Origin of the sequence: Endozoicomonas sp. SCSIO W0465 (assembly GCF_023716865.1) — a bacterium.
Taxonomy (GTDB): Bacteria; Pseudomonadota; Gammaproteobacteria; order Pseudomonadales; family Endozoicomonadaceae; genus Endozoicomonas.
Genome location: NZ_CP092417.1, coordinates 1,308,146 through 1,331,644, shown reverse-complemented (window position 1 = coordinate 1,331,644; position 23,499 = coordinate 1,308,146). Strand labels below are relative to the sequence as shown.

Sequence of the window (23,499 nt, the reverse complement as noted above, 5' to 3'; positions counted from 1 at the left end):
TATGTCGGCAAGAGGCGTTGCCTCTGGTACGTGAGACGGGTGCTCGCCTCTATGAAGATTCCCCTTACTGTGAGCCCTTGCCTTTGCAGGCCGCCCGTACAGGTGATCTCAAGGCATTGCAGAGATTGTTGGTACTTGATCCAGTGATTGTCCGGCAGACATTCCGGTCTGCCGTGTCCGGCGAGAGTATTAATCTTATGTGCATGGCTGCCTGTAACGGTCACACTGAGTGCCTGAAAGCTCTTATTGACGCCGGGGCGGACCCCAACGCCACCCTGACTTCCGGCACCACCCTGGCGCACATCGCTGCCTGTAACGGTCACACTGAGTGCCTGGTAGCCCTGATCAATGCTGGGGTGGACCCCAACGCCGCCCTGATTTCCGGCGCCACCCCGGCGTACATCGCTGCCTGTAACGGTCACACTGAGTGCCTGAAAGCCCTGATCGACGCCAAGGCGGACCCCAACGCCGCCCTGACTTCCGACGGCACCACCCCGGCGTACATCGCTGCCTGTAACGGTCACACTGAGTGCCTGAAAGCCCTGATCGACGCCGGGGCGGACCTCAACGCCGCCCGGAATTCCGGTGCCACCCCGGCGTTCATCGCTGCCCAGAACGGTCACATTCAGTGCCTGAAGGCCCTGATCGACGCCAGGGCTGACCCCAACGCCACCCGGACTTCCGACGGCGCCACCCCGGCGTTCATCGCTGCCTGTAACGGTTACACTGAGTGCATGAAAGCCCTGATCGACGCCGGGGCGGACCCCAACGCCGCCCTGACTTCCGACGGCGCCACCCCGGCGTTCATTGTTGCCTGTAACGGTCACACTGAGTGCCTGAAAGCCCTGATCGACGCCGGGGCGGACCCCAACGCCGCCCTGACTTCCGACGGCGCCACCCCGGCGTTCATCGCTGCCCAGAACGGTCACACTGAGTGCCTGAAAGCCCTGAGCGACGCCGGGGCGGACCCCAACGCCGCCCTGACTTCCGACGGCGCCACCCCAGCGTTCATCGCTGCCCAGAACGGTCACACTGAGTGCCTGAAAGCCCTGATCGACGCCGGGGCGGACCCCAACGCCGCCCTGACTTCTGACGGCACCACCCCGGCGTTCATCGCTGCCTGTAACGGTCACACTGAGTGCCTGAAAGTCCTGATTGACGCCGGGGTGGACCCCAACGCCGCCCTGACTTCCGACGGCGCCACCCCGGCGTTCATCGCTGCCTGTAACGGTCACACTGAGTGCCTGAAAGCCCTGATCGACACCGGGGCGGACCCCAACGCCGCCCGGACTTCCGACGGCACCACCCCGGCGTACATGGCTGCCTGTAACGGTCACACTGAGTGCCTGAAAGCCCTGATCGATGCCGGGGCGAACCCCAACGCCGCCCGGACTTCCGGCGACACCCCGGCGTTCATCGCTGCCTGTAACGGTCACATTCTGTGCCTGAAAGCCCTGATCGACGCCGGGGCAGACCCCAACGCCGCCCTGACTTCCGACGGCGCCACCCCGGTGAACATCGCTGCCCAGAACGGTCACACTGAGTGCCTGAAAGCCCTGATCGACGCCGGGGCGGACCCCAACGCCGCCCTGACTTCCGACGGCGCCACCCCGGTGAACATCGCTGCCTGTAACGGTCACACTGAGTGCCTGAAAGCCCTGATCGACGCCGGGGCGGACCCCAACGCCGCCCTGACTTCCGACGGCGCCACCCCGGTGAACATCGCTGCCTGTAACGGTCACACTGAGTGCCTGAAAGCCCTGATCGACACCGGGGCGGACCCCAACGCCGCCCGGACTTCCGACGGCGCCACCCCGGCGTACATGGCTGCCTATAACGGTCACACTGAGTGCCTGAAAGCCCTGATCGATGCCGGGGCGAACCCCAACGCAGCCCGGACTTCCGGCGACACCCCGGCTTACATTGCTGCCCAGATGGGGCACACTGAGTGCCTGAAAGCCCTGATCGACGCTGGGGCGAACCCCGACGCTGCCCGGACTTCCGACGGCGCCACCCCGGTGAGCATCGCTGCCTGTAACGGTCACACTGAGTGCCTGAAAGCCCTGATCCACACCGGGGCGGACCCCAACGCCGCCCGGACTTCCGACGGCACCACCCCGGCGTACATCGCTGCCTGTAACGGTCACACTGAGTGCCTGGAAGCCCTGATCGATGCCGGGGCGAACCCCAACGCAGCCCGGACTTCCGGCGACACCCCGGCGTACATCGCTGCCCAGAACGGTCACATTCTGTGCCTGAAAGCCCTGATCGACGCCGGGGCGGATCCCAACGCCGCACTGACTTCCGGCGCCACCCCGGCGTACATCGCTGCCCAGAACGGTCACATTCTGTGCCTGAAAGCCCTGATCGACGCCGGGGCGGACCCCAACGCCGCCCTGACTTCTGACGGCACCACCCCGGCGTACATCGCTGCCTGTAACGGTCACACTGAGTGCCTGGAAGCCCTGATCAACGCCGGGGCGGACCTCACCTACTGTTACTGCCCCCGAGTCATAGAGTGGTAATAGAGTACCCTTGCCTCGTTCCCACGGTCTCGAGGCTGTCGCTAAAGCCTCATTATCAGGAACATAGCCTGCCATCTGGCAGGCTATGAGTACCTTCATTTGGTCATACTGCCATCATTGTATAACTGTAACGTTGCTGCATTATTTTTTGTATATAGTCCAGGTGCCCTTATGCTGCGTCCAATGGGCCACAAAATAGCCGTGAAATAAGCCGCTGCTACCCGGCTCCAGCCAGCAAGTGGAGACTAAATTCCAACCCCGACGGCGAAATCGATTTAAGCCCTGCACCGTTCTCAGATAACCAAACACAGGCTCAACCTTTCTGCGCAGAAGATGCCGCCCGTTACGGCATAGAAGAAGGTGGTTAGTTTTATTGAACTATTGTTCTTTTTTTCAGTCCTATCTGCATTACTAATTTATTGATACTGGTTTTTTTTGTTTATGGATACTGTTGTCGGATCGCCTTTTCACATTCCTACAGATACGAATGCGCCTACAGAGCATAATACCTGTGTTATTTGTCTTGAGGCTTTTCATGGTCGTACTGTGGCGCCCACGGTTGTCAAAACCGACTGTGGCCATCGCTACGATCTTAGCTGTCTTTCCAGGTGGTTCGACGAACAGCAAAAGAAGGGTGTCGCCACACGGAGTTGTGCGCTATGCCGGCAAGAGGCGTTGCCTCTGGTACGTGAGACGGGTGCTCGCCTCTATGAAGATTCCCCTTACTGTGAGCCCTTGCCTTTGCAGGCCGCCCGTACAGGTGATCTCAAGGCATTGCAGAGATTGTTGGTACTTGATCCAGGGATTGTCCGGCAGACATTCCGGTCTGCCGTGTCCGGCGAGAGTATTAATCTTATGTGCATGGCTGCCTGTAACGGTCACACCGAGTTCCTGAAAGCCCTGATCGACGCCGGGGCGGACCCCAACGCCGCCCTGACTTCCGACGGCGCCACCCCGGTGTACATCGCTGCCCAGGAGGATAACACTGAGTGCCTGAGAGCCCTGATCGACACCGGGGCGGACCCCAACGTCGCCCTGACTTCCGGCGCCACCCCGGCGTACATCGCTGCCCAGAAGGGTCACATTGAGTGCCTGCAAGCCCTGATCGACGCCGGGGCGGACCCCAACGCCGCACTGACTTCCGGCGCCACCCCGGCGTTCATCGCTGCCCATGAGGGTCACACTGAGTGCCTGAAAGCCCTGATCGACGCGGGGGCGAACCCCGACGCTGCCCGGACTTCCGACGGCGCCACCCCGCTGAGCATCGCTGCCTGTAATGGTCACACTGAGTGCCTGAAAGCCCTGATCGACGCGGGGGCGAACCCCGACGCCGCCCGGACTTCCGACGGCGCCACCCCGGTGAGCATCGCTGCCTGTAACGGTCACACTGAGTGCCTGAAAGCCCTGATCGACACCGGGGCGGACCCCAACGCCGCCCGGACTTCCGACGGTACCACCCCGGCGTACATCGCTGCCTGTAACGGTCACACTGAGTGCCTGGAAGCCCTGATCGATGCCGGGGCGAACCCCAACGCCGCCCGGATTTCCGGCGACACCCCAGCGTACATCGCTGCCCAGAACGGTCACATTCTGTGCCTGAAAGCCCTGATCGATACCGGGGCAGACCCCAACGCCGCACTGACTTCCGGCGCCACCCCGGCGTTCATCGCTGCCCAGAACGGTCACATTCTGTGCCTGAAAGCCCTGATCGACGCCGGGGCGGACCCCAACGCAGCCCTGATTTCCGGCGCCACCCCGGCGTTCATCGCTGCCTGTAACGGTCACATTCTGTGCCTGAAAGCCCTGATCGACGCCGGGGCAGACCCCAACGCCGCCCTGACTTCCGATGGCGACACCCCGGCGTACATCGCTGCCCAGAACGGTCACATTCTGTGCCTGAAAGCCCTGATCGACGCCGGGGCGGACCCCAACGCCGCCTTGACTTCCGGCGTCACCCCGGCTTACATTGCTGCCCAGATGGGTCACACTGGGTGCCTGAAAGCCCTGCTCGACGCCGGGGCGGACCCCAACGCCACCCTGACTTCCGATGGCGCCACCCCGGCGTTCATCGCTGCCTGTAACGGTCACACTGAGTGCCTGAAAGCCCTGATCGACGCCGGGGCGGACCCCAACGCCGCCCTGACTTCCGACGGCGCCACCCCGCTGAGTATCGCTGCCTGTAACGGTCACACTGAGTGCTTGAAAGCCTTGGTCGACGCGGGGGCGGACCCCAACGCGTCCCTGACTTCCGACGGCACCACCCCGGCGTACATCGCTGCCTGTAACGGTCACACTGAGTGCCTGAAAGTCCTGATCAACGCCGGGGCGGACCTCACCTACTTTTACCGCCCCCGAGTCATAGAGTGGTAATAGAGTACCCTTGCCTCGTTCCCACGGTCTCAAGGCTGTCGCTAAAGCCTCATTATCAGCGAGGTCGGCAGAAAATTGAGGATAAAAATTCGGTTTTGTTTCGAAGGGGACAGTGATCACAAGGCGCTCCACCGTAAACCCATTGCACCCTTGGCCGATCGGGGTTCCCGGGCTTATAGAGCAGCCTTGGCTGTTGACCAATACTGATGGCTTATACGATGCGGCATGCCCCCGTCCCCGCTTCATTTTCTGAACGACAGCCTCCGGAGCGTGGGAGCGAGGGTTTTGCGACACCCTCTTTCCGTCGGAGTGCACTAAAACCTTGGTGTCCTGATTTTAGCCACCACAGACTCAAGATGGTTAACCATATCCGGGAACAGGGATTCACAGATGGCCTGATGCTCCTCTGTTTCTGTCTTTTGAAGAATAGTCTTCATCATATTGTGCAGTTCATCCTTCTCCTGATCACTGAATGAATAGTGATGATCCGGTTCGTGGTGAATAAACCCGGCCATTTCTGTCAGTCCATAACTGAGTGCTTCAAGGACAACCTCCCGGTCGATATCGCCCGACTCAAGCAATCCTGTTAACAGCTGCTTCAACTGACTTATGTCTTTATCAATACTGGAAGGATTGCTTGTACCGGAGAGGGGTTCTGTTTCTGAGTTCAGATGGTTGTCTTTGATAAACTGCTTAAGCTCCCTTTCAATAACGGTATCGGTTTCTGATACCGTAAGATCGTCCTCGGTAAGACCGAAATTATCCCGAAACAGTGAAAAATATTTTTCCTGAAAAGAATCATAATCCATGATCTACAATCACCTCTGCTGGCATCTGCCAATAATCAGATTGTACTTAGAGTTAACGAGAGTTAATCGAAAAAGGGCAAAAAACAACCATGCCTTTGTTGGCGATACGCCTTTGTCAATAAGCCCGGACTGCACGGCAGCTTCCAACCCAATAATAACGGTATTCTGAAAAGATAGTTTCTGAAATGACATTGGCAATAAAATTGTTTGAATGTAATCAGGTTATAGATGTGTCTCCATGAATTCAGGTTCGTTGACTGGCAGGGATACTGAACGATCTTCTAATAATGCCTGATGCAATTTCAAAACATGACAGTATTCAGCGTCTGACTGACCCGAGAGTGCGCTGATAAATGGACTGGTGACCACTTTGGACAGCATGCCCTGTGGGTCCCGATGCAAACAGTAATAAGCAACTTTACCCCAGAGTGTTTTTGGTGCGGTATCAATTGACCGGCTTAAATTCAACCGGAACCGGTTCAATGGATGGACAGCAATTTGCTGCTTACCGGCGTAAGTATCAAGACAGCGTACGGAACCGGATTCAACTACCGGTTCCCTGATATCTTGCTCATACGCCATCAGCTGTTCTTCTGAACCATCGGTGGCTTTCGATCTCCCGGAAAGATAAGCTATCCCGCTGAAAACAGTGATTACCAGCTCATTAATGACATTGGCTATCACGATACTCTGGATTTTCCCCGGTTTCACACCATCAGCAAACAGATGATCGGTCATCATTTGCACGCCCAGGGCAGCGCCTCTGAATAAGGTCACTCGAAAGAGGGAAAAAAACAGCCATGCCTTTGTTGGCGATACCCCTTTGTTAATCAGTCTGGACTGCACGGCCGCCCCCAATCCAAGCACAACGGTATGCGCTAACAGCAGGTCGGTAAACAGTTTTCGGGGGTTACTTTTTTCAGTACTGCCGGTAGCGAGATACTCTCCCCCGGCAATGGAGGAAGCAACAATCAGCATGGTAAGCACCTGGCTGCCAAACACTTCCATCAGCCACATTTTTGCGGTTATGCAGCGTTTCTCAGAGGGGTTGACAATAAATTGGCTATTGACTCCCAGGGCATTCTTGGTGGTCTGAAAACCGAAAAAGGTGACCAGGCTGAGACATACACCGGCGTATTTCAATCGTTCCAATAAAAGGTTATCCGATGGGGTTCCGAGATAACTGGTACTGGGAAAGTCCGAAGCCGTCTGTATGGCGGCAGCGACTTCATCACCTCCCAAGAACAATCCTGAACCGACACAGGTAGCAACAAAGGCATGCAAAAATGTTCTGAGGTCAAACTCCGGGTTTTTCGATGCATGGCTCAGAGCGCCACCGATGCATCTGAACAGCATTTTTCGGGCTTCCGGGTAGCTATTCCATTGTTCAAAGTCGTGCTCAAACAGTGCCGCAGGAATGGCTGCACCATTGGCAAAAACTGCATTGTGTGTGCCATAACGGCCATCATCATGACGGGCGCGTTCCAGATGGGTTACGTCGGGAATGATAAATTCATTGACCTGCAGTGTTGAATCAACCACCTGATAGCAGGCAGTCGCGGCATCGGCTGACTCTGATTCTGTTAGTTGATAGTCCATAACCCGCTGCTCCCCGAAATCAAGAACACAGTATATTTCACTGGACTCATTTTCCTGCCCAACACTAACCCAGAAACCACCTTTCACCTTCGTTTCACAAGTATCACCTGACGTGCTTGTCACTTTGACAATGATTTCATTATCATTTTTACCAATAAAGCAACCTGGTTTTGGCCCGTTTAAGGAACAGGTAATCGTCAATATATCGGGGCTGTCATTAAAGCCAATATCAGAGCCAAAATCAGAGCCAACATCAGGGCTGCAATTGCTGATTTTTGATTGAATAGTAAAGCTGACAGGACCTTCTTTTAATTTTTCGGCCATACTTTCCACCGTGCTTCCCGGCCTCTCTTTCATGTCCATGCCGGGCAGGGTGCCTTTTTGCCTGAGATCTACCGCGATTTGGTGGGGTAGTTTACCAGCAAACTGCTGACAGAAGGACACTGCTTCATCGGCTACTTCATCTGAGCGCTCAATGGATGTTAATGCCATCGAATTGTGTGGTAACTGGATTCTAAGGCTCAAGGAAGCTTCTGGTTCGATCATACCGATAACATCTCAATTTATTTTGGCTCTATTTTGATTACGAACTGCTCTACAGTGAAAACTGACTGTAGGTCACGAAAAACAAGGATTGGGCAACATTACCGGACAATATGCTGACAACCTTTGTAGATAAAGGGCTTCAGCAATGTTCAACCCAGTAGCAGTCTGAAATCCTACAAGAGCCTTTATTTTTAACGACAAAGACAGTGACAAAGTAAAAGGTGCTTCTGAAAAGTAATTTCAGCAGTATCATTAATAACATTGTTTGCACGTCATCAGATTATACTGGTGTCTCCCTGAACAGAGGTTTATTGACCGGCAGGGATACTGAACGATCTGTTAATAATGCTTGATGCAATGTCAAAACATCGCGGTATTCAGCGTCTGACTGACCGGAGAGTGCACTGACAAACGGACTGGTAACCACTCTGGACAGCATGCCCTGTGGGTTCCGATGCAAACAGTAACAGGCAACTTTACTCCAGAGTGATTTTGGCGCGGCATCAATTGACCGGCTTAGATTCAACCGGAGCCTGTTCAATGGATGGACAGCAATTTGATGATCATGGGCGTAGGCGTCCAGACAACCTGCTGCCTCAGATTCAAGTACCGATTCCCTGATATCCTGCTCATACGCCATCAGCTGCTCTTCTGAACCATCAGTGGCTTTCGATTTTCCGGAAAGATAAGCCATCCCGCTCAGAACAGTGATCATCAGCTCATTAATGACATTGGCGATCACGATACTCTGAATTTTCCCCGGTTTCAGACCATCGGCAAACAGATAATCGGTCATCACCTGCACCCCCAAAACGGCACTTCTGAATACAGCAAATCGAAAGAGGACAAAAAACAACCATGCTTTTGCCGGAGACACCCCTTTGTCAATAAGCCTGGACTGCACGGCAGCGCCCAAACCAAGCACAAAAGTCTGGGCTAACAACAGGTCAGTAAACAACTTGCGGGGGTTACTTTTTTCAGTGCTGCCGGTAACCAGATACTCCCCCCCGACAATGGAGGCGGCAACGGTAAGCATCGACAGAATCTGACTGCCAAAAACTTCCATCACCCACATTTTTGCGGTTATGCAGCGTTTCTCAGAGGGGTTGACAACAAATTGGCTACTCACTCCCAGGGCATTCTTCGTGGTCTGAAAACCAAAAAAACTGGCCAGGCTAATAAAGGTACCGGCATACTTGAACCGCTCCAACAAGGGGTTATCTGACGGGGTTCCGAGCACACTGGTACTGGGAAAGCCTAACGTCGTCTGTATGGCGGCAGCGGCTTCATCCCCTCCCAGAATCGATCCTGCACCGATACAGGTGGCAACAAAGGCATGCAAAAATGTTCTGAGGTCAAACTCCGGATTTTTTGATGCATGGCTCAGAGCGCCACCGATCGATCTGCACAGCATTTTGCAGGCTTGTGAATGGCTGTTCCATTGTTCAAAGTTGTGTTCAAACAGCGCGGTAGGCGTCGCTTCGCCATTGATAAAAACCGCATTGTGTGTGCGATAACGGCCATCATCATGATCGGCGCATTCCAGATGGGTCACGCCGGGAATGATAAATCCTGTTACCTGCAGGGTTGAATCAACCACCTGATGGCTGACAGTCCCGGCATTGGTTGACTCTGATTCCGTTAGTTGATAGCCCATAACCCGCTGCCCCCCGAAATCAAGAATGCAGTGAATTTCCCCGGCACCGCTTTCCTGCCCACCGCTTTCCTGCCCACCACTCTCTTGCCCGCCACACTCTTGCCCATCACTCTCTTGCCCGCCAATGACCCAGAACCCTCCCCTTGCCTTCGTTTCATAAACATCACCTGACGTGTTTTTTACATTGACAATGATGTCGTTATCATTTCTGCAGATAAAGCAACCCGGCTTTGGTCGGTTCAAGGAGCAGGTAATCATCAATACATGGTGGTTATTATCAGGGCGATTATCAAAGTCAACACTGTTGTCTTTTGATTGAATAATAAAGCTGACGGGACCTGCTTTTAATCTTTTTGCCATGCTTTCAACCCTGCTTTCCGGCCTCTCTTTCACTTGCAGACCACGCAGAGTACCTTCCTCCCTGAGTTCAACGGCAATTTGATGGGGCAGTTTATCAGCAAACCGGGTAGAGAGAGGTTCAACATCACCTGAACGACCTGAACGACCTGAATGTTCAACAGATGTTAATGGAAAAACATCATGTGGTAATTGAGTCATAAGGCTCAAATAAGACCCTGATTCTATCATACCGGTGATATCTCAATTTATTTTTAAAAATAATGATGACCAAGCAAAAGGTGTTTGGTGATAAGGTGATTTTCAAAAAATATTGTTTGCAATCAACAACACCAGAACCTGAAATTCATGAGCATGGAAAATAGCTTTAACAATCAAAAGCTCAAGTTTTTTTATTATGGAAAATCAAAAAAGTATGGAGGCTCTTGTAGGATTTCAGACTGCTACTGGGTTGAACATTGCTGAAGCCCTTTATCTACAAAGGTTGTCAGCATATTGTCCGGTAATGTTGCTCAATCCTTGTTTTTCGTGACCTACAGTCAGTTTTCACTGTAGAGCAGTTCGTAATCAAAATAGAGCCAAGTATGGATTCAGGTAAAAATTATCAAGATGATCCATCAACATGATAATAAAGTAAGAGTAGGCTGGTTTCGTTGTTTAACCAGTACATCATTTCAATGAGATTGACGTGTACCATCGCCGTTCATCCTGAGTGGAGTCGAAGGGTGTTCAACTCGTTCCCACGCAGAGAGGGTGTTGCGAAACCCTCGTTCCCACGCTCCGCGTGGGAATGCATACGGATCTGGCAGCATGAGAAAGAGCTACTGCCTGGCAGGGTTTTCGGGGGCTTCATGCGAGTATGGTATTTGTGGCGGGATCGGTATGCATTCCCACGCAGAGCGTGGGAACGAGATCTCCGGAGTGTTCGGAGGGTTTTGCGACACCCTCCAGAGCATGGGAACGAGAGGTCTGGCTGTATGGGTATTAGCGCTTTTCTGTATTAGTTATCTGTCTATAGTGACGGGCTTTATGAAAATTTACGGTTTCCCTGGCTATTCAAACAACCCTGTGCCTTCCGACATTTCTTCAACAAACTTGCTGCAAGTCATTACATGGTAACGTATTGCATCTCACCCGGTGGGCAATGCACAAATCTGGCCTGAATCCTGCCCTCAGGTTGTATGCGAGTTGTATGCAAACAAATTGACAAGCCTTTAACGCAACAAAAGGTACGGGACCATGAACGTCCTTATAAAAAATGCAACGCTGGTGAATGCCGATACCAGTGAGCGGGCGGACCTGTTGACCCGTGACGGTATTATTGAGTGTATTGCCCCAAATATCGATTTACCCAAAGACAGCCCTGAGGGACCTGTCGAAATCATCAACGCCGCCGGTCACTACATCATACCCGGCGGCGTTGACGTTCATACGCACCTGAATATTGATGTTGGCATCGCCCAGAGCTGCGATGACTTTTACAGCGGCACTGTTTCAGCCGCCTGCGGTGGAACCACTACGATTGTTGACCATATGGGTTTTGGCCCTGCCGGATGCTCCCTGCATCATCAGCTGGAACGCTACCACGAATTTGCCCGTGACAAGGCGGTGATTGATTATAGTTTCCATGGCACCATCCAGCATATAGACGACAGTATTCTTGAAGAGATGGAGTCCATGGTGCTGGAAGAAGGGATTTCCAGCTTCAAGCTCTATCTGACCTATGGTTACAAACTGGATGACAGTCAGGTGCTTGCGGCACTGGAACGGTTAAACCAGCTTAACGCCCTCACTTGCGTTCATCCGGAAAACGACGGGGCTATCCGCTTTCTGAAACAAAAGCTGCTCGCCCAAGGCTCCAATGCCCCAATTTATCACGCATTAAGCCGTCCACCGGAGTGTGAAGCCGAAGCCGTTGGACGTATGATCAACCTTGCGACGCTCGCCGGTGGTGCACCAATCTATATTGTTCATCTTTCCAATGGCATTGGCCTGGAATATATCCGCCAGGCACACCAGCGAGGCCAGGCCGTCTTTGCCGAAACCTGCCCACAGTATTTGTCACTGGATATCAATAAATACAACAGTTCCGCCAACAAGGAGGGTGCGGCAGAACACCTTTATGATGAAGGGTTGAAATACATCATGAGCCCCCCCTGCGCGACAGCTATCACCAGAATCAACTCTGGCAGGGGTTAATGGATGGCACCATCAGTACGGTAGCGACTGATCATTGTGCGTTTACCATGGCGCAGAAATGTGCCGGCCGGGATGGCTTCCAATACTGTCCAAATGGTATTCCCGGCGTCGAGAATCGTGTGCCTTTGCTTTTCTCCGAAGGGGTGATGAAAGACCGCATTTCCATCAACCATTTTGTCGAACTGGTCAGTACACGCCCGGCTCAGCTGTTCGGACTCTATCCACGCAAAGGCCTGATCGCCGAGGGAGCCGATGCTGACCTGGTGATCATTGATCCGAAACGAGAGGTAACACTCAGCCAGCGACTGATGCATGGCCGCTCGGATTACTGCCCCTATGAAGGTATGAAATTGCAGGGCTATCCGATCATGACCCTGTCACGGGGCAAAATTATTGTGCGGGACGGACAATTTACCGGTAAGCCGGGTCATGGACAGTTCATGCACCGTCAACCGTTGAACGAATGCTTCCGTTACTGGGAAAAGTGAGCCTGTCTTATCCCGTTTCCGGGAAGCAGGTCGGTTTTAATAAACAACGTCGTCAGGGAAAAAATAAACCATGTCTGTCGGACTCTCACAGGAGCGCCTGGATGCCAAAGCCAAGGTAACCGGCCGCTGTCGTTTTACTGCTGATCTGGCTCTTCCTGGTACACGCATTGCCAAATATCTTCACAGCACCATAGCTCACGGCAGGGTAGTCGATATCGATACCACTGAAGCCCTGGCCATGACCGGTGTTGAAGCTGTCTTCACCTTTGCGGATATTCCTGAAATCCCCTTTGCCACCGCTGGCCATGCCTTCAACCTTGACCCGGCAGCAAGGGATAAGGAAGACCGCCTGCTGCTGACGGACTATGTCCGTTACCACGGCGACGAGATTGCCATCGTCGTGGCGGTGGATGGTTTAACGGCCAGCAAGGCGCTGAAAAAAATCAAAGTCACCTATGAAGAGTATCCGGCCATTCTGAATCATGATCAGGCGCTGGATGAGCAGGCCAGGGAGTTACACGAAGGCAGTGGCAACCGTGTCGGTGAGCATAATTATCAATGTGGTGATGTTCAGGCAGCCATTACTGAAGCCGATCACGCCCTGACAGGTCAGTTCCAGACCCAGATGGTTCAGCACTGCCATATGGAAAACCACATTGCCTGGGCCTATATGGACGACACTGATCATATTGTAATCATGTCATCCACACAGATTCCTCATATCTGTCGTCGGATTGTCAGCCAGGCTCTGGATATTCCCATGAGCACCGTTCAGGTGATCAAGCCCGCTATTGGCGGTGGTTTTGGTAACAAGCAAGATGTGGTGCTTGAGCCCATGGTGGCCTTTCTCACCAAAAGACTGGGCGGTATTCCGGTGATGCTGGAACTGACCCGTGAGGAGTGCCTGAGCAGCACCCGGATTCGTCACCCATTCCGGGTGAATATGACCTGTGCTGTGAACAATGATGGCACACTGACAGCCCTGGCCATGGATGTCTCTTCCAATACCGGGGGATACGCCTCCCATGGTCACTCCATTGCCAAAGCGGCCGGTTCCAAAGTCGTTCCGCTTTATCCCAATGCCGCGCTTTCCTATCAGGCAATCACTCACTACTCCAACCTGCCATCTGCCGGTGCCATGCGTGGCTACGGCTCACCCCAGCTGGTGTATGCCGTTGAGTCCATAATGGAAGAGGCCGCCAGAAAGGTCGGCATGGACAGCATTGATTTTCGCCTGAAGAATGTTGCCCGCACCGGCGATATCAACCCACTGACCGGCAAGGTCATTGAGAGTGCAGGCATTCGTGAATGCCTGACAAAAGGCCGTGAGACGTTTGGCTGGGATCAGAAAAAGCTGGAACATTCTCGATTCCATAGCGCATTCAAGACGGGAAATATACGACGGGGACTTGGCATTGCCTGTTTCTCTTACGGCAGCGGAACCTACCCGGCATCGGTAGAAATTGCCGGCGCACGGATGATCCTTAACCAGGACGGCCGGGTTACCATTCAAATTGGCGCAACTGAAATTGGCCAGGGCTCGGATACCGTGATTGCCCAGATGGCGGCAGAGAAACTGGGTATTCCTGTCTCCGCCATTCGCGTGCTGTCCACCCAGGATACCGATACAACGCCTTTTGACCCGGGCTCCTTTGCCTCAAGACAGACCTACATTGTCTGCCAGGCTGAGGCCGAAACCGGGGACCTGCTCAGACAGCGTATCCTTGAGCATGCCAGCACCATGCTTGAGCTGCCTGTTGAACAGCTGACCATCTCCGGTGATGCAGTGGTCAATCAGGACGAAACGGTCCGTCTCTCCCTAAACGAACTGGCCCTTGATGCTTACTATCACAAAACCCGTGGACAACAATTGACCGCTGAAGTCTCCCGAAAGGTGACCACAAACGCCTATTCCTACGGCTGTACGCTGGTGGAAGTGGAAGTGGATATTGCCCTGTGTCAGGTGTCAATCCTTGGCATTCACAACGTTCATGATTCTGGAAAAATCATCAACCCTGACCTGGCCGCCGGACAGGTTTACGGTGGTGTCGGTATGGGTATTTCCGGTGCCCTCAGTGAAGAGCTGCTGGCCGATCCGGAAACCGGCTGGATCTACAACAATAACCTGCTGGATTACAAAATCGCCACCATGATGGATGCGCCGGACATCAGCTGTGATTTTGTGGAAACCCATGAGCCAACAGCCGCCTTTGGTAACAAGTCCCTGGGTGAACCGCCTCTGCTTTCTGTGGCACCAGCCATTCGCAATGCCATTCTCGATGCCACCGGGGTTGCCATGAACCAACTGCCCATGTCTCCCAAGGCATTATTCACCGCATTTCGTGATGCAGCATTAATTTAGGACAGCCTTGAGCGCATAAACAGCCTTGGAGCGTTATAGAAGGTGGAGAGAAAGCATGTTCCCCATTGATCACTATCATCGAGCCAGCAGCATTGAACACGCCTGTCACCTGTTGGCTGAAAATCCCGGCAGCAAACTGATTGCCGGGGGAACCGATGTACTTATCAGACTTCGGGAAGGTAAATCCGGTTTTGGTTCTCTTGTGGATATCCATGGACTGGATGAATTGACCCGGATAACCCATACCCCGGATGGCACACTGCAGATTGGCTCCGGCGTCACGTTTACCCGGCTGATCAATTTCCTCAAAAATGACGGTCTACTGCCCGCCCTGGTGGAAGGCGCATCCTCAATTGGGGGGCCACAGGTGCGCAATATGGCGACCCTTGGCGGCAATATCTGCAACGGTGCACCCAGTGGTGACAGCGCTGCACCTCTGCTGGTGTTTGATGCCAGAGTGACCCTGCAAAGCCACAGGGGGACACGGGAGGTACCGGTTGAAGAATTTTACGCAGGTCCGGGAAAAGTTCATATTGAGGATGATGAACTGGTGACTTGCTTCACCATAAATCCTGAAAGCCATCAACACACCGGCAGTCATTTTTATAAATACGCCATGCGCAAGGCGATGGATATCGCCACTATAGGCTGTGCGGCGGCCTGCAAACTGGCAGATAACCGCATCGATAGCCTGCGCCTGGCCTACACCGTTGCCGCCCCGGTACCCAAACGTTGTCGTGTGCTTGAGCAACAGGTCATTGGTCAGCCGGTTTCCGGAAAACTGATTGCCGAGATAGCCTCTATGGTGCTTGAAGAGCTCTCACCCCGAAACTCCTGGCGGGCCAGCAAGGATTTCCGGGAACACATCATCCGTACGCTCGCTGACAGAGTGATCAGCGAAGCCATTGTTCGGGCTGGAGGCCAGCTATGAAACAGATTATTCAATGTCAGCTGAATGGTAAACCAGTGGAACTGGTCATCGATGTGCGCCAATCATTATTAGCAGCACTGAGAGATCACGGCCTGACCGGTTGCAAGGAAGGCTGTGGTGTTGGCGAATGCGGTGCCTGTACAGTGTTGATTGATGAAGTCCCTGTTGATAGTTGCATTACCCTGGCGGTCAGGGCGGAAGGCAGGGAGATACGTACCATTGAGGGAGAAAGCGTCAATGGTGAGCTATCTCCGGTACAACAGGCATATGTGGATGCTGGTGCCGTTCAATGCGGCTTCTGCACACCCGGACTGGTAATGAAAACCACCGCTTATGTCGAAGGACTTGCACAATCGGCCGGTGGTTGCTGCCAGAATGGCAATAAGAGTGGTGGTAACGGCATCGACCGCAACGACATTCGCAAAGAGCATGCTGGCAACCTGTGTCGTTGTACAGGGTACCAGACCGTGGTGGATGCGGTTGAAAAAAGCATCCGGTATTATGGCGGACAGAAATAAAAGACCCTGTTGAGAGGACACTGATGGCTAACAACCCGGATCCGGTTACCCTGATGATTGCCAATGCCATAAAGCCCGGCAAATTGGATGAGTACCGAATCTGGGTAAGAGGCATCAGTGATGCCGCCAGACAGTTTGATGGCTATGAAGGAACCCAGTTCATCAAGCCTCCAACGGAAGATGATCATACCGTTCATGCCATGATTCGTTTTCGGGATCATGTTTCCCTGTCGGCTTGGGAAGAGTCCGGAATTCGTCAGCAATGGCTCGATAAGCTTCCTGAACTGGTAGAGTCCAGACAGGCAGAGAAGATTGAAGGTATCGAATTCTGGTTTGAACCACCGGACACGCCTTTTGCGGAACAACAGCAGAAGCCCCCCAAATACCGGATGGCCCTGGTGACCTTGCTCGCCATTTATCCACAGATTTTGTTTATCCCCCCGCTGGTTTCCATGCTGTTACCGGCTGATGTGCCTCGCTTCCTGGCCATTCTGGTGAGCTGCCTGTGTACCGTACTGCTAATGACCTGGGCTGTTATGCCGGCCATGACCAAAATTTTTTCGTTCTGGTTGTTTCGAAAATAGCCGATACAGCGGTTGCAAAAGGATCTTTTATCTCTGATTCAGGATTGAATAGTCATGGACAAGGACAATGCTGAAAAAAGCGCTAATGAGCGCGGTGACCAGAAAAATTCTGTAGCTAACAAGCGGAGAATTATCTCCCAACAGGATGTAAACCGGACCTTATTGTCCAGTGCAGGTTTCCCCCGTGTGGAAGTAAAGCCGCTGGCTGAGCGGATGGTTAGCCAGCAACCAGACAATCTGGAAGAAGCACTGGCGCCACTGGCAGAAGGGGTAAATTATGCCGCTGATCTTATTCACCGCCTGCAGGACGCTCACCCTTCGCTCCAGCAGGAAAAGCAACAACACGCTGACCGTATCAACGACACCATTCATCTATTGGAGGGTTTGCAAAAAGCCCTTGATAAAGAGACAAAAGATCGGTTTAACGGACATAACAACGCTGAGATAGGGCAGCAAGAAGTGACTTCCGAAAATCATGCGCTCTATCGGGAGTCTTCAACGTTACTGAATACGCTTCAATCGTATATTCGGACATTAGAGAAGATGAGATCAGCAACTGCCAGGTAGACAAGCAAATTGTACCTGACCTTTTTACCTTTACCTCGTTCCCACGCTCCGGAGGGTGTCGCAAAACCTTCCAGACACTCCGGACACCTCGTTCCCACGCTCCGCGTGGGAATGCATACGGATCTCGCAGCATGAGAAAGAGCCACTGCCTGGTAGGGTTTTCGGAGGCTACATGCGAGTATGGTATTTGTGGCGGGATCGGTATGTATTCCCATGGGGGAGAGGGTGTCGCATAACCCTCGTTCCCACGCTCCGCGTGGGAATGCATACGGATCTGGCAGCATGAGAAAGAACCACTGCCTGGCAAGGTTTTCGGGGGCTCCATGCGAGTGTGGTATTTGTGGCAGGATCGGGGTGAGTAGACCTGCCCGGTCACCCGGGCAAGCCCCTCCTCAGAACCGGACTTGCGGAATTACCGCATCCGGCTCCCGATAGACCCGTGTCCCCACACATGTTCGGTGAGACCGGAACATTGACACCGTTTTCCAGCTCTCTGGATACGCCAACACTTTAAGAATTTTCACCAGCTTTCCCCAGCTCAAGTATCCTTTTCCTCCCTGACGATTAAGCCATCTGTGGATCGTTCGTTTGCCTTGCAGAATGAACTGCCTGACCCGTCCTTGATTGTCTGTGATCCCATGATAGTTGATCCATCCCTTAATCCCCCGAATCGCTCTCTTCAGCGTTTGCACCCGGTCAGAACTCAGGCGCTTCCAGAGGAACTCCCTTAACCCTTTGAGCTTCGATGCAAAACGATCTTTACGGCTGGTGAACTTCAGTCGCCAACCACCTTTTCGCATCTTACCCCAGTAACAGGTGAACCCCAGGAAGTTAAACGTCGAAAGACGCTTACCTGATTGATTGGCCCTCTGAGCTGCAATCCATCCTGCAGGAATTATCTGCGATTTCTCTCTATGCAACTCCAGACCAAACTTCTCTAACCGTTTTGGCAACACTTTATAAAAGCGCTCTGCTTCACTGGCATCCCCAAAAAGGAATACCATATCGTCAGCGTACCTCACCATTTCCGCCCGCCCTTTGATGTGAGAACGGCTTACCTCGGCAAACCATTCATCTATCACGTAGTGCAGGTAGATATTGGCCAGCACTGGCGACAGGATAGCCCCTTGCGGACATCCTTCCCGATTGTCGGATACTTGCTTGTGTTCCATCACAGGTGCTGTAATCAGGACTTCTATCAGCCTGAGAAAACGCTGGTCTGATATCTTCATTCGCAAAATCTTCATCAGCTCCCTGTGAGGAATTCTGTTGAAGTACTTGCAGATATCAATTTCTACCACAGCACCATCCCGAATTCGGGAACTGGACTGCAGCAAAGTCCTCAAAGCATCGTGACAACTCAAGCCGGGCCTGAATCCGTATGAGCACGGTAGAAACAGCGGTTCGTATATCTTGCCAAGGATTTGACTGGCTGCAAGTTGCACCAGTTTGTCTTCAAAGCAGGATATGACCAGTGGCCGTTTGCTCCCATCCTCTTTCGGGATTTCAGTGACCCTCGCGGGTTTTGGCCTGTAAGTCCCACGGCGAATGCGCTGGAGAAGGTGTTTCAGATTTTCATCCAGTTTTACGCCGTAAGTCTCCTTTGTCTCACGGTCAATACCTACGGCTTTATTCCCGTTCAACCGATGGAATTGCTCCTTCAGCATGTCAACATTTAGCAGGTGGCCAAGGTTATTGAACACCATTTGTCTGTCGTATGCCGATTTCTCACCTATGCGCTCAAGTTTCGTTAACCATGCTTGTCCGTCGTTGCTGAGTACGGTCATTGTTTCTCTCTCACGCTCGATCTATCTGCCAGCCCTTCGCTCCACGGTCGTTACCCGCTTCATCACTACTATGACTGACTCCGACTTCCATAGAGCCATCTGTAAAGCCTCGTGTTTTGCACTTGTACTTAACATACTCAATCCTTTGAGAGCCCTATGGATCTCCTGGGTTCAGTCGTATATCTCTATAAACTCGCCGACGCCTGCGACTCCGGAGGGTAGTGCTGTTCGGATTCCCAGATTGACCTTACACAGCACTCTTGGGCCTGCTGCCTGCATAAGAGCATCGGCACCCACAACAAGTGGTATTTCGGAGCTGTCACGTTCACCATTTGGTTTCGGCTCGGATATTTCGCTGTCTACGCTTCATCACTTTCGTTACCTTCAGCAACGCAAGACTCGCTATACGGTGGAGCTGGTTCTCCTTCCGCAACGGGACTTTCACCCGCAAGATATACGCCGCTTATCCCAGCGCACTATGCATTCCCACGGGGGACCGTGGGAACGAGGTTACGAGGTCAGCTTAAAAGTCATAACTCAGGCTAACACCCCAGTTACGGCCGGGTTGGGTTTCACGGTCAATGCCCTGATCATCGGTAACCGGAGTGCCGGTAACATCCTGGTACAGCCAGTATTTTTCATCCAGGGCGTTGAACAGGCCACCACGAACCATCATGTTTTCCATGGGCTCATAGTACGCCGTCAAATCCACCACGGTGTAGGCCGGAGCATCCACATTGTCGTTATTCTCTTCAGACCAGTCGCTCCCGGTTTTACCGGAAACGTGGGTGACATCCAGTGCACCACCCCAGATTTCACTGGGTGCGTCATAACCAATACCAACGACAGTGGTCAATGGTGCTACCGTATCCAGGCTGCCTCCATTATCACCATTCTCACCTTCGACATAGGCAATGGACAGGCGAGAGTACATACCGGTTGGCGCATCAAATGCTTCATCCAGATAGAGCATGCCGCTGAATTCAAGACCGTAGATTTCTGCAGTGCCAACGTTAACTTTGGTATAAATTTCAGTACCACTTTCCATCACAGTTTTGGACTCGATGAAGTTGGTATAGTCATTGTAGAAACCTGCCAGCTCAAAGTTACCCAGATGATTCTGCCCTCGCAGACCTATCTCATAGGAATTACTTTCTTCAGGTTGCAGATCCGGGTTTGGCTTCAAGATAATATTGGCATCGGGCTTATCCTGGAAATAGTAAAGATCATTCAGTGTTGGCGCCTTAAAGCCTTGGCTGAACTGGGCAAATGAACTGATATTATCGTTCCAATGGAAGACAGCACCCAATCTGCCAGTGATTGCATCGCTGCTGACATCAGGCTGCCCACTACTGCTATCGGGCTCAGCCTTGAATGAATCGTAACGTAAACCTCCAGTGACAATCAGGGCATCATCCATAAAGAATGCCTGATCCTGGATATAAGCACCCCACTTCGTGGAGTCTGCTTCAGGAATTTCCGGGTTCTTTGGCTTAACAACGCCGGTATCCAGCAAATAATCCGTGTAATCTAACTTGAAATTGTCTTTCAGGCCGGACACGCCGTAAGTTAACTGGTGCAGAGCATTGCCAGCTATAAGTTCCTTACTAAACTCTGCTTCAAACTGATAGCTTGTATCTTTACCAATTCGGGTACGATTGCGATTACCATTGGACGGGGTATGATCCAGCGTTTCATGGGCACTCTCAACTTCCTGAACACTAAAATGCCAATTCAGTGTGTCAAACACCGCATTACCAGCCAGCCATTCATGTTCAATGCCTACACGCTTCCGAGTGTCTTCATCGATGCCAAAATTATTGGTGTAGGTGAAGCCTGGCATCATCTCATAACCTTCGTTACTCAGGATCCTTCCTTCGCCATCTCGCTTGAAAAACTCACCCGTCAAACCAACCCGATGATCGTCGTTTAATTGGTAGAAAACCTTACCCAGAATATTGTTCTGGTTATAGTCATACGGGTCAGCAGCACCACGGTCACGACCGTTAATATCGGCCCCATCTCCATGAGTGCTGGTTTCTTTGCCATCGGTATGGGTATAAATCAGCAATGTTTCCCAATTCCCGGCACGCTTGGCTAACGACAGGGTCTGTTTAAAACCCTGATCGGCACTGCTATAGCCGGTCTTGAAGCCAGCATAGGAGTCATCACCCGATGGAGCCAGAAGGTCCTCAGGATTTTTTGTCCGCATGAGAACTGCACCACCGAGAGCATCACTGCCATAGAGGCTGGAAGCGGGTCCTTTATTAATTTCGATCGCTGCCAGTGTATCGGTTTCATACATGTTCTGGTTAAAGCGCATCTGATCGGCGCCCGGATTATAAGATACAGGCTGCTCAACGCCATCAACCATCACTTTAACGCGGCTCTTATCCATGCCACGGATGTTAAAACCATTCAAACCAAAACGACCGTTACCGGCAACACTGACACCGGGTACATACTTAACCGCATCCTGAATATCGGTAACCAGGTTGGTATCCATCTCTTCAGAAGAAACGGAGGCAACAGATGAGGATACATCTTCAATGCTTTGTTCTGTTCGTGTAGCGGAGACAACCACCTTATCGAGTACGGTGGCTTTTTCTTTTCCGGGGAGAGCTGTTTCAGCCAGAACAGGCGTGGTTTGCGCAAGAGAAACGGTGGCCGCCATCACAGCCATCGCCAGCGTATTTTTTGAAAACTTCATTAATTTCAATCTGTACCAGTGTGGACTTTGATAGCCACCAGCATTGCTATTCTGACAGTCGACGAAGACCGCCTGCTACTTCTGAATTCTCATGGTGAAATAATAAACAATGAGAATAAACAACAGTTTGATAATAATTATAAATTCTATCGAATGCAAATCATTATCATTTAGTTTGTTATTGCTCCAAAGAACTGTTTGGTTTTTGACCTTACTCAATACCAGTTAGCGATAAAGCCAATATGATGGGTGCCCAAAATAATAAGCTCAGGGCTTGTTTTAGGGATTGCAGACGTTAGGTAAAGCAGAGGTTATTTTGACAGACTCCGTCTTCCATATCATGGCTAAGCCAGGCAGCTTCCAGTGCAATATGTCCTGTGACTATTGTTTTTATCTGGAAAAGGAAAACATCTATGGCAAGCGCATGCCGATACGAATGGATGATGCCACGCTTCGTCAATACATCAAACAGCAGGTAAAAGCTCAGGCCAGCCTGCCAGAAGTCGGTTTTGTCTGGCAGGGTGGTGAGCCAACCATCTGTGGCCTGGATTTTTTCAAGACCATCGTCAAGTATCAGAAGCGTTACAGCAATGGTAAACCGGTTAATAACAGTATCCAGACCAATGGCCTGCTGATTGACGACAAGTGGGCGCGGTTCCTTGCGGAAAACCGGTTCCTGGTGGGAATTTCCATTGATGGTCCTGAACATCTGCACGACCGCTACCGGGTTTCCAAAGGCCGGACCCCAACCTTTAAAAAGGTTATGGCCGCCATTGAGCGGATGAAAAAGTACCAGGTTGATTTCAATACCCTGACGGTTATTAACTCAAGTTACGCACCTTGCTGAAAATCAGCCATTATTGGTGGCATGAAAAATGATCTCATAGAACTTTATTCTGACTACCTGTTGTCGTCGTCTGGGAAGACCACTGCAACGGGAGTGTCAGAGCTTTTGGATAATGTCTACAGTCATGACCAATTCACCCGATTGCTTTCAAACAATGAGTTTACCAGTCGTGACTTATGGCTTTACGTTAAACCCGTCGTGCGACAGGTTGAGTGCAGTGATGGGGTTTTGATCTTTGACGATACGATTCAGGAAAAGCAGTTCAGCAAAGAGAATGCCCTGAACACCTGGCATTTTGATCATACAAAAAATCGCACCGTGAAAGGTATAAATCTGCTCAATGCACACTACCATGCCGGAGATGCGTCGATTCCTGTCGCCTATAAATTGATCGAGAAAACCATCCTGTACACCGACTTGAAGACAAAAAAGGTAAGACGATATGCAGAGCAAACCAAAAATGAAATGATGCGGGAGATGCTGATGATTTACTGCCATAACCAGCTTATGTTCCGCTATGTCCTTGCAGATAGCTGGTTTTGCTCAAACGACAATATGATGTTTATTCGACACGACTGTAATAAACTAGGACTTACGCATTGACAACAGGCTCTAAAATTTGATAATGCCAAAAAACAGATGT

At 52.0% G+C, this 23,499-nt stretch carries 16 protein-coding genes; 11 read left to right on the top strand and 5 right to left on the bottom strand.

The genetic code is table 11. The annotated features are described in order from the left end of the window. The first annotated feature begins 17 nt into the window (after positions 1-17). Both MJO57_RS05765 and MJO57_RS05760 read left to right on the top strand, forming a co-directional pair. Positions 18-2,525, top strand: coding sequence for an ankyrin repeat domain-containing protein (locus MJO57_RS05765; RefSeq protein ID WP_252023668.1), 2,508 nt, complete (start codon positions 18-20; stop codon positions 2,523-2,525). A 441-nt stretch (positions 2,526-2,966) separates the two neighbouring features. After that, on the top strand, positions 2,967-4,895 hold the full coding sequence (locus tag MJO57_RS05760; protein ID WP_252023666.1) for an ankyrin repeat domain-containing protein: 1,929 nt from the start codon (positions 2,967-2,969) through the stop codon (positions 4,893-4,895). A 314-nt stretch (positions 4,896-5,209) separates the two neighbouring features. Here the strand turns inward: MJO57_RS05760 and MJO57_RS05755 are convergent, their stop codons facing one another. The 3 genes from MJO57_RS05755 to MJO57_RS05745 all read right to left on the bottom strand — a co-directional run bounded on the left by MJO57_RS05755 (position 5,210) and on the right by MJO57_RS05745 (position 9,866). Next, on the bottom strand, positions 5,210-5,704 hold the full coding sequence (locus MJO57_RS05755) for a hypothetical protein (RefSeq protein ID WP_252023664.1): 495 nt from the start codon (positions 5,702-5,704) through the stop codon (positions 5,210-5,212). A 222-nt stretch (positions 5,705-5,926) separates the two neighbouring features. After that, entirely contained in the window at positions 5,927-7,795 is a 1,869-nt protein-coding gene (locus tag MJO57_RS05750; protein WP_252023662.1) for a hypothetical protein, read from the bottom strand. Positions 7,796-8,129: 334 nt separating this feature from the next. After that, positions 8,130-9,866, bottom strand: a complete 1,737-nt coding sequence (locus MJO57_RS05745) for a hypothetical protein (RefSeq protein WP_252023660.1) — start codon at positions 9,864-9,866, stop codon at positions 8,130-8,132. A 1,236-nt stretch (positions 9,867-11,102) separates the two neighbouring features. Between MJO57_RS05745 and MJO57_RS05740 the strand changes: the two genes are divergently transcribed. From MJO57_RS05740 to MJO57_RS05715, 7 genes are all read left to right on the top strand, one after another. Further along, positions 11,103-12,062 carry a hypothetical protein gene (locus MJO57_RS05740; RefSeq protein WP_305881907.1) on the top strand — a complete coding sequence of 320 codons (960 nt, stop codon included), beginning with the start codon at positions 11,103-11,105 and terminating at the stop codon, positions 12,060-12,062. Continuing rightward, positions 12,062-12,550 carry an amidohydrolase family protein gene (locus MJO57_RS32990; RefSeq protein ID WP_305881906.1) on the top strand — a complete coding sequence of 163 codons (489 nt, stop codon included), beginning with the start codon at positions 12,062-12,064 and terminating at the stop codon, positions 12,548-12,550. Before MJO57_RS05740 ends, MJO57_RS32990 begins: the two co-directional genes overlap by 1 nt. Positions 12,551-12,620: 70 nt before the next feature. Beyond that, positions 12,621-14,912: a xanthine dehydrogenase subunit XdhA gene (xdhA, locus tag MJO57_RS05735; RefSeq protein WP_252023658.1), complete on the top strand. Its 2,292-nt coding sequence runs from the start codon at positions 12,621-12,623 to the stop codon at positions 14,910-14,912. Between the two features lie 55 nt (positions 14,913-14,967). After that, positions 14,968-15,843 carry a xanthine dehydrogenase subunit XdhB gene (xdhB, locus tag MJO57_RS05730; RefSeq protein WP_252023656.1) on the top strand — a complete coding sequence of 292 codons (876 nt, stop codon included), beginning with the start codon at positions 14,968-14,970 and terminating at the stop codon, positions 15,841-15,843. Beyond that, complete coding sequence (locus MJO57_RS05725; RefSeq protein WP_252023654.1) at positions 15,840-16,361, top strand: (2Fe-2S)-binding protein; 522 nt, start codon at positions 15,840-15,842, stop codon at positions 16,359-16,361. The genes xdhB and MJO57_RS05725 overlap by 4 nt, the downstream gene beginning before the upstream one ends. A 23-nt stretch (positions 16,362-16,384) precedes the next feature. Continuing rightward, positions 16,385-16,945 carry a hypothetical protein gene (locus MJO57_RS05720; RefSeq protein WP_252023652.1) on the top strand — a complete coding sequence of 187 codons (561 nt, stop codon included), beginning with the start codon at positions 16,385-16,387 and terminating at the stop codon, positions 16,943-16,945. 54 nt (positions 16,946-16,999) lie between these two features. Beyond that, positions 17,000-17,512: a hypothetical protein gene (locus MJO57_RS05715; RefSeq protein ID WP_252023650.1), complete on the top strand. Its 513-nt coding sequence runs from the start codon at positions 17,000-17,002 to the stop codon at positions 17,510-17,512. A gap of 392 nt (positions 17,513-17,904) precedes the next feature. On the opposite strand, the gene ltrA is transcribed toward MJO57_RS05715, so the two are convergent. Beyond that, positions 17,905-19,299: a group II intron reverse transcriptase/maturase gene (gene ltrA, locus MJO57_RS05710; protein ID WP_252023648.1), complete on the bottom strand. Its 1,395-nt coding sequence runs from the start codon at positions 19,297-19,299 to the stop codon at positions 17,905-17,907. A gap of 523 nt (positions 19,300-19,822) precedes the next feature. Further along, a complete protein-coding gene (locus MJO57_RS05705; protein WP_252023646.1) occupies positions 19,823-22,009 on the bottom strand; it encodes a TonB-dependent hemoglobin/transferrin/lactoferrin family receptor in 2,187 nt (728 codons plus the stop codon). Between the two features lie 340 nt (positions 22,010-22,349). Between MJO57_RS05705 and MJO57_RS05700 the strand changes: the two genes are divergently transcribed. Next, entirely contained in the window at positions 22,350-22,856 is a 507-nt protein-coding gene (locus tag MJO57_RS05700; protein WP_252023644.1) for a radical SAM protein, read from the top strand. 21 nt (positions 22,857-22,877) lie between these two features. Then, on the top strand, positions 22,878-23,459 hold the full coding sequence (locus MJO57_RS05695) for a transposase (protein ID WP_252023642.1): 582 nt from the start codon (positions 22,878-22,880) through the stop codon (positions 23,457-23,459). Positions 23,460-23,499 lie beyond the last annotated feature (40 nt).